This window comes from Streptomyces sp. NBC_00009 (assembly GCF_045040855.1).
In the GTDB taxonomy this organism is placed as follows: domain Bacteria; phylum Actinomycetota; class Actinomycetes; order Streptomycetales; family Streptomycetaceae; genus Streptomyces; species Streptomyces aureus.
In genome coordinates, this window is sequence record NZ_CP108312.1 from 2,232,179 (window position 1) to 2,244,742 (window position 12,564).

At 70.1% G+C, this 12,564-nt stretch carries 9 protein-coding genes; 6 read left to right on the forward strand and 3 right to left on the reverse strand.

Going from position 1 to position 12,564, the window contains the following annotated elements; all coding sequences use genetic code 11:
* Window positions 1-7: 7 nt before the first annotated feature.
* From gltX to OHA58_RS09920, 3 genes are all read right to left on the reverse strand, one after another.
* Window positions 8-1,486, reverse strand: coding sequence for a glutamate--tRNA ligase (gene gltX, locus OHA58_RS09910; protein ID WP_405478329.1), 1,479 nt, complete (start codon window positions 1,484-1,486; stop codon window positions 8-10).
* Window positions 1,479-2,267, reverse strand: a complete 789-nt coding sequence (locus tag OHA58_RS09915) for a fumarylacetoacetate hydrolase family protein (protein ID WP_405478331.1) — start codon at window positions 2,265-2,267, stop codon at window positions 1,479-1,481. Before OHA58_RS09915 ends, gltX begins: the two co-directional genes overlap by 8 nt.
* 91 nt (window positions 2,268-2,358) lie before the next feature.
* Window positions 2,359-2,556: a hypothetical protein gene (locus OHA58_RS09920; protein ID WP_405478333.1), complete on the reverse strand. Its 198-nt coding sequence runs from the start codon at window positions 2,554-2,556 to the stop codon at window positions 2,359-2,361.
* A 578-nt stretch (window positions 2,557-3,134) separates the two neighbouring features.
* Between OHA58_RS09920 and OHA58_RS09925 the strand changes: the two genes are divergently transcribed.
* The 6 genes from OHA58_RS09925 (at window position 3,135) to OHA58_RS09950 (ending at window position 12,539) form a co-directional block, all read left to right on the forward strand.
* Window positions 3,135-7,004 (forward strand): nitrate- and nitrite sensing domain-containing protein, encoded by a 3,870-nt coding sequence (locus OHA58_RS09925; protein WP_405478335.1) that lies wholly within the window; start codon window positions 3,135-3,137, stop codon window positions 7,002-7,004.
* A gap of 9 nt (window positions 7,005-7,013) precedes the next feature.
* Window positions 7,014-7,427 (forward strand): roadblock/LC7 domain-containing protein, encoded by a 414-nt coding sequence (locus OHA58_RS09930; RefSeq protein WP_362904909.1) that lies wholly within the window; start codon window positions 7,014-7,016, stop codon window positions 7,425-7,427.
* Window positions 7,428-7,535: 108 nt separating this feature from the next.
* Window positions 7,536-7,946, forward strand: a complete 411-nt coding sequence (locus OHA58_RS09935; RefSeq protein ID WP_405478337.1) for a DUF742 domain-containing protein — start codon at window positions 7,536-7,538, stop codon at window positions 7,944-7,946.
* Window positions 7,927-8,508: a GTP-binding protein gene (locus OHA58_RS09940; RefSeq protein ID WP_405478338.1), complete on the forward strand. Its 582-nt coding sequence runs from the start codon at window positions 7,927-7,929 to the stop codon at window positions 8,506-8,508. The genes OHA58_RS09935 and OHA58_RS09940 overlap by 20 nt, the downstream gene beginning before the upstream one ends.
* 367 nt (window positions 8,509-8,875) lie before the next feature.
* Window positions 8,876-12,115, forward strand: coding sequence for a nitrate- and nitrite sensing domain-containing protein (locus tag OHA58_RS09945; RefSeq protein ID WP_405478340.1), 3,240 nt, complete (start codon window positions 8,876-8,878; stop codon window positions 12,113-12,115).
* Between the two features lie 10 nt (window positions 12,116-12,125).
* Window positions 12,126-12,539, forward strand: a complete 414-nt coding sequence (locus OHA58_RS09950) for a roadblock/LC7 domain-containing protein (protein ID WP_033321188.1) — start codon at window positions 12,126-12,128, stop codon at window positions 12,537-12,539.
* The last annotated feature ends 25 nt before the right edge of the window (window positions 12,540-12,564 follow it).

The following is a 12,564-nucleotide window of genomic DNA, read 5'->3' on the forward strand; positions in this document are numbered from 1 at the left end:
CCCGAGCTTAGGCCGTGAGCTTGGCCAGGGCGGCGTCGATGCGGGTCAGGGTCTTGTCCTTGCCCAGGATCTCCAGGGACTCGAAGAGGGGCAGGCCGACCGTGCGGCCGGTGACGGCGACGCGGACCGGGGCCTGCGCCTTGCCGAGCTTGAGGCCGTGCTCCTCACCGGCGGCCAGGACGGCCTCCTTGAGGGAGTCGGCCGACGCCCAGTCTGCGGCCTCGAGCTTCGCGCGGGCCGTGGTCAGGAGGCCGACCGGGTCGCCCTTCATGGCCTTGGTCCAGGACGCCTCGTCCTCCACCGGCTCCTTGAGGAACAGGAAGTCGACGTTGGCCGTGATGTCGGACAGGACCGTCACGCGGGTCTGCGCGTGGGGGGCGATGGCCTCCCAGGCCGCCTGGTCGAAGTCCTCGGGCGCCCAGTTGGCGAACGGGGCGCGCAGCCACGGCTCGCAGGCCGCCGCGAACGCCTTCACGTCCAGCATGCGGATGTGGTCGCCGTTGATCGACTCGGCCTTCTTGAGGTCGAAGCGCGCCGGGTTCGAGTTGACGTCCGCGAGGTCGAACTTCGCGACCATGTCCTCGATGGAGAAGACGTCCTGGTCGGCCGAGAAGGACCAGCCGAGCAGGGACAGGTAGTTGAGCAGGCCCTCGGGCAGGAAGCCGCGCTCGCGGTAGAGGTTGAGCGAGGCCTGCGGGTCACGCTTCGAGAGCTTCTTGTTGCCCTCGCCCATGACGTACGGCAGGTGGCCGAAGGCGGGCGTGAGCTTCGCGATGCCGAGCTCGGTGAGCGCCTTGTAGAGGGCGATCTGGCGGGGCGTGGAGGAGAGCAGGTCCTCGCCGCGCAGGACGTGGGTGATCTCCATCAGGGCGTCGTCGACCGGGTTGACCAGCGTGTACAGCGGGGCGCCGTTCGCGCGGACGATGCCGAAGTCCGGGACGTTCTCCGGCTGGTAGGTGATCTCGCCGCGGACGAGGTCCTCGAAGGTGATCGCCTCGTCGGGCATGCGGAATCGGACGATGGGCTGCCGGCCCTCGGCCTCGTACGCGGCGATCTGCTCGGCGCTCAGGTCGCGGCAGTGGCCGTCGTAACCGGAGGGCTTGCCGGCGGCGCGGGCGGCGTCGCGGCGGGCGTCGAGCTCCTCGGTGGAGCAGTAGCAGCGGTAGGCGTGGCCGGCGGCGAGGAGCTTCTCGGCGACGTCCTTGTAGATGTCCATGCGCTGCGACTGGCGGTACGGCGCGTGGGGGCCGCCGACCTCGGGGCCCTCGTCCCAGTCGAAGCCGAGCCAGCGCATCGAGTCGAGGAGCTGCTCGTACGACTCCTCGGAGTCGCGGGCCGCGTCGGTGTCCTCGATACGGAAGACCAGGGTGCCCTGGTTGTGCCGGGCGTAGGCCCAGTTGAACAGCGCCGTGCGGACCAGGCCCACGTGGGGGTTGCCGGTCGGGGAGGGACAGAAACGTACGCGTACAGGGGTCGCGTTAGCCACGCTTGATCACCTTGTTGGTGAGAGTGCCGATGCCTTCGATGGTGACGGCGACCTCGTCGCCGACGTTGAGCGGGCCGACCCCTTCCGGGGTACCCGTGAGGATCACGTCGCCGGGGAGCAGCGTCATGGCCTCGGAGATGTTGACGATCAGGTCCTCGATCGAGTGGATCATCTGGGACGTGCGGCCGAGCTGGCGCTGCTGTCCGTTGACCGTGCACTGGATCGTCAGGTCGCTGGGGTCGAGGTCCGTCTCCACCCACGGGCCGAGCGGGCAGGAGGTGTCGAAGCCCTTGGCCCTGGCCCACTGCTTCTCGCGCTTCTGGACGTCACGCGCGGTGACGTCGTTCGCGCAGGTGTAGCCGAGGATGACGTCCTTGACGCGCTCGCGCGGGACCTCACGGCACATGCGGCCGATGACCACGGCGAGCTCGGCCTCGTGGTGCAGTTCCTGCGAGAAGGAGGGGTACGCGATCGCGTCGCCGGGGCCGATCACCGAGGTGGACGGCTTGAAGAACGCGAAGGGGGCGTCCGGGACCTCGTTGCCCAGTTCCTTCGCGTGTTCCGCGTAATTGCGGCCGAAGGCGACGACCTTGTTCGGGAGCACCGGCGGCAGAAGCCTGACCTTGCTCAGCGGGACCTTCGTGCCGGAGAGTTCGAAGTCCGCGAACGGGATGCCCTTGATGATGTCGAGGACAAGCCCATCGGTCGTTCCGGGGGGACTGTCGCCCTCGACCGCGCCGAAGGCGACATTGCCGTCGATGGAGAATCTGGCGATGCGCACGGGTGCCTTGCGCCCCTCTACTTCCGCTGGCTGGAATCTGACGTCCCAGGCTAACGCGGCTCGGGCACCCGGCCTCGCGGATTGCCGCGCGTCAGGAGGCGACGGGCGTCTGCTCCGGGGTTTCCATCAGGATGGCGCGGCGCGGGTTGGCCGTCTGCGCGGGGAGGTCGACGGAGTACTCCGGGAGCTCCGGTGCCGTCTGCAGCTCGTCGGCGTCCTTGAGGTGCATCAGCGTCGTACGCCGCGGGTTGGCGATGTTGCGGAACATCGCGGACTTCACAGTCTTCATGTGTCGCTCGTGACCTTGTCGGTGCGGGCGCCCTCAGGGCGCCGGTTGTCGGATTCGCCATCCCTGTAAAGCGTCAGGCTAAACATCTGATTCCCGTCGAAAGCGAGGAAGAGTCGAAGTTCTTCATGTGAGTTTGCTCACCAGAGGGTGGGCAAAAGTTTCAATTCGGACCCGAAGTGCGCTGCATCGAAACGGGCATTCCGCCACTGAAGCCATCATTCCGCTCCCGATCATGGCGACTGGGACACCCCCGGGGTGTAGGTGGAACGTCAGTAAAAGTCCGTTATCGACGAGATCACTTTCTACGTCTCGTGACGCACCCCTCACAAGGCGTCACACTGGTCCAGTCCTGACCCTCGGCCCTTGTTGGAGATCCTGCACTGTGCTGGAATTCGCGGGACCGCCGCGAGATCGAGCCGGCGCGCACGGGGCGCAACGCAGCGCCGAGTCGCGGCGGGAAGGGGGAGCAGCGCCGGTCACCGACGACCGAAGGGGGCGTGTCAGCTCGCCCCCGAACTACGCCGACACCGTCCCGTCCGCGCACGCGGGGGACGCCTGGTCCAGAGGTTGCGACGCTAGTGCAGGGACGTAAGAACAGGGATGGCAGCGCTGCGGCGGAGCCGGAGCCGCGCGGCGGGACTGGCCCGATGACAGGCAGTTCCTCGCCCCAGCACGCCCAGAACCCGGGCCGGACCGCCTCCGTCGAGGGCAGTACGGCGGCCTCGGCCGCGCCCAAGACCGCCGCGAAGCCGAAGAGCCCGACCGGCCCCGGCTCGCGAATAGCCCTGCGCAACTGGCGTATCTCCACCCGCCTGGTGTCGCTGCTCGCCCTCCCCGTGGTCGCCGCGACCTCCCTCGGCGCGCTGCGTATCGGCGAGTCGATGAGCGACATCCAGCAGCTCGACAACATGAAGCTGCTGACCGACATGACCAAGCAGGCCACCGAGCTCGCGTCCGCGCTCCAGGAGGAGCGCGACCAGTCGGCGGGCCCGCTGGCCAACGGCGGCAAGGCGACCGAGGACTACACCGTCAAGGGAGCGCGCGAGAAGACCGACCGCGCGCGCAAGGCCTTCATGGAAGGCACGTACGAGATCACCGACGGGACCAGCAACAGCGGTCTCGACGGTGTGCAGGACCACGTCACGCAGATCGCCGGCCAGCTCAACAACCTCAAGGGCATCCGGCAGGACGCGTTCAAGGAACGCAGCACCTCGTCCCAGACGATCGACGCCTACAGCCGCCTCGTCGAGCAGCTCCTGTCGCTGTCCACCGACATGGCGCAGGCGACCAGCAACCCCGAGATGATCAAGCGCACGCGCGCCCTGGCGTCGTTCTCCTCCGCCAAGGAGTACGCGTCCGTGCAGCGCGCCGTCATCGCGGCCGCCCTGCCCCCGAACGACCGTGACTTCGGCAAGCTCTCCGAGACCGACCGCCGCTACGGCGAGTCCGCGCTGGAGAACCAGGAGTCCGACCTCAAGGGCTTCAGCTCCGTCTACGGAAACGTCGCCGCCACCGAGCTGATGAAGCCCATCGACTCGGGCAACGCGACGATCAAGGCCGCCGACCAGTACGCCCGCCGCGCCCTCAGCCAGGAGGGCGGCATCAGGATCCAGGACAAGCGGTCCTACAAGGACTGGGTCGACGCGGACAGCCAGCGCCTGCAGGAAATGTCCAAGATCGAGCTGACGCTGCTCAACCAGATGGAGCAGCAGGCCCGCGAGCTGCGCAACGAGTCCGAGCGCACGGCCATCATCAACGGTGCGCTGATCCTGCTCGTCCTCGGCGTCTCGCTCGTCGGCGCGTTCGTCGTGGCCCGGTCCATGATCCGCTCGCTGCGCCGGCTCCAGGACACCGCGACCAAGGTCGCCCAGGACCGCCTGCCCGAGCTGGTCAAGCAGCTGTCCGAGTCGGACCCGCAGGACGTCGACACCTCCGTCGAGTCCGTCGGTGTGCACTCGCGCGACGAGATCGGCCAGGTGGCCTCGGCCTTCGACGACGTGCACCGCGAGGCGGTCCGTCTGGCCGCCGAGCAGGCCCTCCTGCGGGGCAACGTCAACGCGATGTTCACCAACCTCTCGCGGCGTTCCCAGGGTCTGATCCAGCGCCAGCTCTCGCTCATCTCCGAGCTGGAGTCGCGCGAGGCCGACCCCGACCAGCTGTCCTCGCTGTTCAAGCTCGACCACCTCGCGACCCGCATGCGCCGTAACGGCGAGAACCTCCTCGTTCTCGCCGGTGAAGAACCCGGCCGCCGCTGGACCCGCCCGGTCCCGCTGGTCGACGTCCTGCGCGCCGCCGCCTCCGAGGTGGAGCAGTACGAGCGCATCGAGCTGGCCTCGGTCCCCTCGACCGAGGTCGCCGGACGCGTCGTCAACGACCTCGTGCACCTGCTCGCCGAGCTGCTGGAGAACGCGACCTCGTTCTCCTCGCCGCAGACCAAGGTCAAGGTCACCGGTCACGCGCTGCCCGACGGCCGTGTGCTCATCGAGATCCACGACACCGGCATCGGCCTCTCCCCCGAGGACCTCGCCGCGATCAACGAGCGGCTCGCGTCGCCGCCCACCGTGGACGTGTCGGTCTCGCGCCGCATGGGCCTGTTCGTGGTCGGCCGTCTGTCGCAGCGTCACGGCATCCGTATCCAGCTCCGCCCGTCCGACTCCGGTGGTACGACGGCGCTCGTCATGCTGCCCGTCGACGTCGCCCAGGGCGGCAAGAAGGCTCCCGGCAAGCCCGGTCCCGGCGCTGCCTCCGGTGGCCCCGCCGCCGCGCAGGCCGCCGCCGGTGTGGCCGCCGCACGGCGTGGGGTCGGCGCGGGTGCGGGTCCGCAGGGCGGTCCCGGCGGCGCGGGCCGGCTCGGTGCCGGTCCCGGCGCGGCGCGTCCGCAGGTCGCGGGCTCGGGTCCGCGCGCGGCGCTGCCCGGGCGTGACGGCAACGGGCCGCAGGCCGGTGGCCCGCAGGCGCCTCAGTCTCCGCAGTCCCAGCAGCCGCAGCAGTCCCCTCAGCAGGGTCGTCCGGCTCCGGCCGGCATGTTCGGCGCGCAGGGTCTGCAGGGCGGTCCCGGCCAGGGTCAGCCGCAGGGTCAGGGCCTCGGCCAGGGCCCGGGCCAGAACGGTCCCGTGCCGCCCCAGCAGCGTACGAACCAGGCGCCCGAGCAGGGCCGCAGGCCGGTCCTGCCGCCGCGTGGCGGTCCCCGTGCCGAGCTGCCCGGGGGCAACCCCCAGCCGCGCGTGCCGAGTTGGGGCAACGACGACGCGCAGCCGCCGGTGCCGCGCGCCTCGCTCGACGCGCCTCGCGGGCACGAGGAGCCGGACTCCACGTCGCAGTTCCCGCGGGTGGACGACCGTCAGGGCCCCGGCTCGACGGCCGAGTTCCCCCGGCCCGACTTCGACGGGCCCCGTCCCGGCGCGCCCGCCCCGCTCGACCAGGGCCAAGGTCAGGACACGGGGGCGTACGTCCGTAACGACGTCTTCGGCGGTCAGCAGAGCCAGTCACAGAACCCGAACCACTTCCAGCCCCAGAACCAGGCGCCTGGCCAGCCGCAGAACCAGGGTCACCAGACCGGCCAGTTCGCGGCGCCCGGCTTCGACGACGGTCTGCGCCCCGGCGCTCAGGACCCGTCCGCCACCGGGCAGTTCGCGGCCCCCGGCCAGAACACCCCGGGGCGTCCGCGCCAGGACGGCCAGTTCCCCGGCGGCGACGGCTTCGGCCAGACGCAGGGCCAGGGACAGGGACAGGGCCAGTCGCAGCCGCAGGGCCGCCGCGGCGGTCCCGCGCGCGACCTGCCGCAGCTCGGCTCCCGGGACGCGGCGGACTTCTCCATGCCGCGCCCGCCCGCCCAGGGCGGCCAGGAACAGGGGTTCCCGGCGCAGCCGCAGGCCCCCGGCCGGCAGGACGAGCTGCCGCCCGCCGGACCCGGCGACGGCCGCACGCCGCTCTTCGACACCCTTGAGACCAACTGGTTCCACGGCCAGCAGTCGGGCCAGCAGGCCCCGCAGCAGCAGGACCGGCCGCAGGCGCCCGCCCCCCAGCAGAACAACGGCCGTCCGGGCGGCCTGCCGCAGCGCTCGCCGCAGCAGCCCCAGTCGCCCAACGCCACCCCCGCGCCCGCCCGCCCGGCGGCCGCCGCACCCGCGGCGCCCCAGCAGGCTCAGGCGCCCGCCAACTGGCGCCAGTCGCCCAACGACGAGCTCGGCCGCCAGGCCGAGCGGGTCCGCCAGCCCTCGGCCGGCGGAGTCACCGTCTCCGGGCTCCCGCGTCGCGTCCCGCGTGCGAACCTCGTCGCGGGTACGGCTCAGCAGCAACAGCACCAAACCGGTCCGCAGGTCTCGCGTTCGCCTGATGACGTTCGCGGCCGGCTGACCAATCTCCGTCGGGGCATCCAGCAGGGTCGCCAGGCCGGTACGGGCCAGACCGGCAGCTTCCCCAGCCCCACTCACCAGCAGGAGCGTTAGTTGACCCAGATGAGCCAGGCGGCACAGAACCTGAACTGGTTGATCACCAACTTCGTGGACAACACGCCGGGGGTCTCCCACACCGTCGTCGTGTCCGCGGACGGCCTGCTGCTCGCCATGTCGGAGGGGTTCCCCCGGGACCGCGCCGACCAGCTGGCCGCGGTCGCATCCGGCCTCACCTCGCTGACCGCGGGTGCGTCCCGGATCTTCGAGGGCGGCACGGTGGCCCAGACCGTGGTGGAGATGGAGCGTGGCTTCCTCTTCCTCATGTCGGTCTCGGACGGCTCGTCCCTCGCGGTGCTCGCGCACCCCGACTGCGACATCGGCCTCGTCGGCTACGAGATGGCGCTGCTCGTGGACCGCGCGGGTTCCGTGCTCACCCCCGATCTCCGCGCCGAACTGCAGGGCAGCCTGCTGCACTAGTCACGACCTCCCCCACACGCACGTATGACCGCACCGTCAGGCCGCCACCGCCCCCACCGGCCCCGTCAGACGGCACGCAGACCACCTGCTGTCCCGCCCGGAGGATCCATGACCCCGCCCACCGCCTCTCACGACCCGTACGGCGCGTCTCCGCACGCCTCGTACGGTCCTGAGGGCGACCAGCCGCTGGTGCGTCCTTATGCGATGACCGGTGGCCGGACACGGCCGCGCTACCAGCTCGCCATCGAGGCGCTCGTCAGCACGACCGCCGACCCGGCCCAGCTGATAGGGCTGCTCCCCGAGCACCAGCGCATCTGCCACCTGTGCCGCGAGGTCAAGTCGGTGGCGGAGGTGTCGGCCCTGCTGTCGATGCCTCTCGGTGTGGCCCGGATCCTCGTCGCGGACCTGGCGGAAGCGGGAATGGTGGCCATCCACCAGCCCGGCGGCGACGAGAACGCCGGCGGCCAGCCCGACGTGACACTGCTCGAAAGGGTGCTCAGTGGACTTCGCAAGCTCTAACGGCGGAGGCGTCCGTTCCACCACGTCCGCGAAGATCGTGGTGGCGGGCGGCTTCGGCGTCGGCAAGACCACGTTCGTGGGCGCCGTCTCGGAGATCAACCCTCTGCGCACCGAGGCCGTCATGACGTCCGCCTCCGCGGGCATCGACGACCTCACCCACACCGGGGACAAGACCACCACCACGGTGGCGATGGACTTCGGCCGCATCACGCTCGACCAGGACCTGATCCTGTACCTCTTCGGTACACCCGGTCAGGACCGCTTCTGGTTCATGTGGGACGACCTGGTCCGCGGCGCGATCGGCGCGATCGTCCTCGTCGACACCCGCCGCCTCGCCGACTGCTTCCCGGCCGTCGACTACTTCGAGAACTCCGGACTGCCCTTCGTCGTCGCCCTCAACGGCTTCGAGGGGCACCAGCCCTACACGCCCGACGAGGTGCGCGAGGCGCTCCAGATCGGCCCGGACACCCCGATCATCACCACGGACGCCCGACACCGTGCGGATGCAAAGAGTGGCCTGATCACGCTGGTCGAGCACGCCCTGATGGCCCGCCTGAAGTAGCTCAACCGCCGGAAATCCGGCCACCAAGTGGCTAGATCCATACGGCAGTTGTCGTAGTGTGCCCGGAGGCCGCTGTGTCCTTTGACACGGTCGGCCTCCGTGTTCATAACGTTTCGACAGAGAATTCCAGCGCCTCAGACACAGGTCGCGCACACCCGGTTCCACTGTGCGCACAAGAGCCCCGCCTTTTGGCGGGGCTCGCTCTTTATGACCGTTTTATCTGGGGCATCCGTCACTCGGAGGTTCCGGTTCCCGGTGTTTGGAAGAGAACCGCCTGACGTGCTGGAATGCGCTGAACTGCCCAGTAGGTAAGGGCCTGGAGACAGCGGCACAGCGTAGGTGCCGACGCCGAGAGGTTGTTGGTCGAGTGAGGCGAAGCAAGAACAGTCCCGAGCCGTCGTCGGCACGGGGCAACTTCACCCCGCCGCCGCGTGCAGCGGCGCCGGCCGCGCATGTGCCACGGGCCGAGGCGCCCCCGGCGCCGTCCGGCGGCCGGATGTCGCCGCGCAACTGGCGTGTGCCCACCAAGCTGAACGCGATCCTGCTCATACCCGTGCTCGTGGGTCTGATCATGGGTGGCTTCCAGGTCAAGGGCTCGATCGACACCTGGAACGAGGCCGAGGACGCGGAGAACACCGCCCGTCTCGTGCAGGCGTCCCTGACGTACGCCAACAGCCTGATCGACGAGCGCGACATCTCCGCGGCTCCTCTCCTGCTCGGCAAGAAGAACGACCCGAAGGTCGTCAAGGCCCGCGAGACGACGAACGAGGCCGCCGACGCCTTCGACGCCGCCGCGAAGAACATGCCGGCCAAGGAAGGCCTCGAGCGCCGCCTCACGCAGTTCCGTAAGGTCGAGCCCGGCCTGGAGAAGCTGCGGGCCGACGCGTACACGAGCAAGCTCCCCGCCGTGCAGACCGAAGAGAACTACGTCGGCATCCAGCACCCGCTGATGGAGTTCGCCAACGAGCTCGGCCTCGGCACCGGAAACATCACGAGCTACGGCCGCACGGTCTACGCGATCTCGCTGTCCAAGGCCGCGCTCTCGCTGGAGCGGTCCATCGGTATGCACCTGCTGGTCAAGCCGGGCCCGACGGCCGCGACCTTCGGCAAGCAGAAGATCGCGCTCTCCTCCTACGCCTACCTCGAGGGCATCGCCGTCGAGGAGTACAAGGGCGGCGGCACGCAGGCCGACGTCGACAAGCTCGACGCCGCCAAGAAGCAGCTGGCGATCGACGGCGCGAAGCAGGCCAAGCAGGCCGTCGCGGCCGCGAAGGCGCAGGGCAAGACCTACGTCCCGCCGCCGACCGACCCCACGCAGATGGTGGCCGAGATCGCGGCACTGCCCACCACGCAGCCGAGCGCCCGCGTCGCCATCGCGCAGGACGGCGTCACCGCGGAGAACTGGTGGGCGGTCAACACCGCCAAGTTCAACGCGTACCGCACCATCGAGTCCGACCTCGCCGACAAGGCGGTGAACGAGGCCGCCGGCATCGCCGACGACGCCAAGCGGTCCACGTTCATCACCGGTGCGGTCGTCCTGATCGCCCTGCTCGCCGCGTTCGCGCTGGCCGGGATGATGGCGCGTCAGATGAGCCGCTCGATGCGCCGACTGCGCACCGCCGCCTTCGACGTCGCCGAGCAGCGCCTGCCGATGCTCGTCGACCAGCTCTCGCGCACCGACCCGGGCCGCGTCGACACCCGTGTCCAGCCCATCCCGATCAACTCCACGGACGAGATCGGCGAGGTCGCCCGCGCCTTCGACCAGGTGCACCGCGAGGCCGTCCGGCTCGCCGCCGAGCAGGCCCTGCTCCGCGGCAACATCAACGCGATCTTCACCAACCTGTCGCGCCGCAACCAGTCCCTGATCGAGGGCCAGCTGACCCTCATCACGGACCTGGAGAACAACGAGGCCGAGCCGGACCAGCTGGAGAACCTCTTCCGCCTGGACCACCTCGCGACCCGTATGCGCCGCAACGGCGAGAACCTCCTCGTCCTCGCCGGCGAGGAGCCGGGCCGCCGCTGGGACCAGCCGGTCCCGCTGGTCGACGTCCTGCGCGCCGCCTCCTCCGAGGTGGAGCAGTACGAGCGCATCGAGCTGTCGGGCGTGCCGGAGGCCGAGATCCACGGCCGTTCGGTGACCGACCTCGTGCACCTGCTCGCCGAGCTCCTGGAGAACGCCACCACGTTCTCCTCGCCGCAGACCAAGGTCCGCGTCACCGCGACCCGTCTCCCCGACGGCCGCGTCATGGTCGAGATCCACGACAAGGGCATCGGCCTCACCGCCGAGGACTTCGCGGACATCAACCACAAGCTGGCCAACCCGCCGACGGTGGACGCCGCGATCTCGCAGCGCATGGGCCTGTTCGTGGTCGGCCGCCTGTCCGACCGGCACGGCATCCGCGTCCAGCTGCGCCCCTCGGGCGAGCAGGCCGGCACGACGTCGCTCGTCATGCTGCCCGACGCCATCACCCACGGTGGCAGCGGCGACCAGCTCCCCGAGTCCGAGTTCACCGTCTCGTCGATGATCCCGTCGCAGTCCGCGTACGAGCCCGCCCCGCTGCGCACCGCCGCGGAGCTCGGCTTCGACGACAGCCGCTACGGCGAGACCCCGGACGACCTGCATGACCTCGACCCGGTCGGCCGTTCGCTGATGCGCGAGGAGCGCCGCGCGGCCCTGGAGGCCCAGGCGCACACCGGTGACGACCGCCCCCTGTTCCGCGACGAGATCGAGGCGGCGCAAGGGCAGGACCCGTACGAGCAGCAGCAGACCACCTATGCTCCCGCGCAGCCCGCGTACGACGACCGTCAGCAGCAGACGTACGAGGACCCCTCGTCCGTCTACGCGCAGGGCCGGCAGACGTACGACGAGCAGCCGCAGAACGGCTCCTACAACGACTCGTTCTTCGCACCGCAGGACGGCTACGCGTCGCAGGACGCCTATGCGGAACCCGTCCAGGAGACGTACTCGGCCTTCGGTGACGGGCCGATGCGCGGCTCGCAGCAGGGCGACTGGCAGGCGCAGGACGGCTACCAGGAGTCCTACCGGTCCGAGCACACCGCTCAAGCGGAATCCGCGCAGCGCGCTGACGCCGGTCAGCAGGAGCGCGTAGGCTTCGACCCGCACGGTCCCGCGGCGCCGGCCGGCCCCACCCCGTCCGCCGCCCGTTCGCTCACCGACGCCGGTCTTCCGATGCGCGGTTCGGGCGGGCAGCAGCGCCAGGCCCCGGCGGCGACGCCGGCGCCCGACCGTGGCGACAACACCACCCAGGACAACGGCAGCAGCAGCGACGGCAGCGGCCCCGACGACTGGCGTTCGTCCAACGACGAGCGCTGGGTCCGCGCGGAGCAGCTCCGGAAGCCCAAGGCCGGCGGAGTCACCTCCTCCGGTCTGCCGCGCCGGGTGCCCAAGGCCAACCTGGTCGAGGGCACGGCGGAATCGACCCCGCAGGGCGGCCCCCAGGTCTCCCGCGCGCCTGAGGACGTCAGGGGCAGGCTGAGCAACCTGCGCCGTGGCGTGCAGCGGGGACGCGAAGCAGGAAGTGACACGAACGGCCAGGCCACGAATCAGCACAGTGGTCCTGACAGCACCTACAACCAGGAGCGTTAGTGTGAGCCCGATGAGCCAGGCGGCACAGAACCTGAACTGGTTGATCACCAACTTCGTGGACAACACCCCTGGGGTGTCCCACACGGTGGTGGTCTCCGCCGACGGACTCCTTCTGGCGATGTCCGAAGGGTTCCCGCGTGACCGTGCCGACCAGCTGGCGGCCGTCGCGTCGGGACTTACCTCGCTGACCGCGGGCGCGTCCCGCATCTTCGAGGGCGGCAGCGTGAACCAGACAGTTGTGGAGATGGAGCGAGGATTCCTCTTCATCATGTCCATCTCCGACGGTTCTTCCCTCGCTGTCCTCGCACACCCGGAGGCGGACATTGGCCTCGTCGGGTACGAGATGGCACTTCTTGTCGACCGCGCGGGTACGGTTCTCACTCCCGACCTGCGGGCCGAGCTTCAGGGGAGCCTTCTCAACTGACAGACAAGCGGTGCGATTTCGCGTC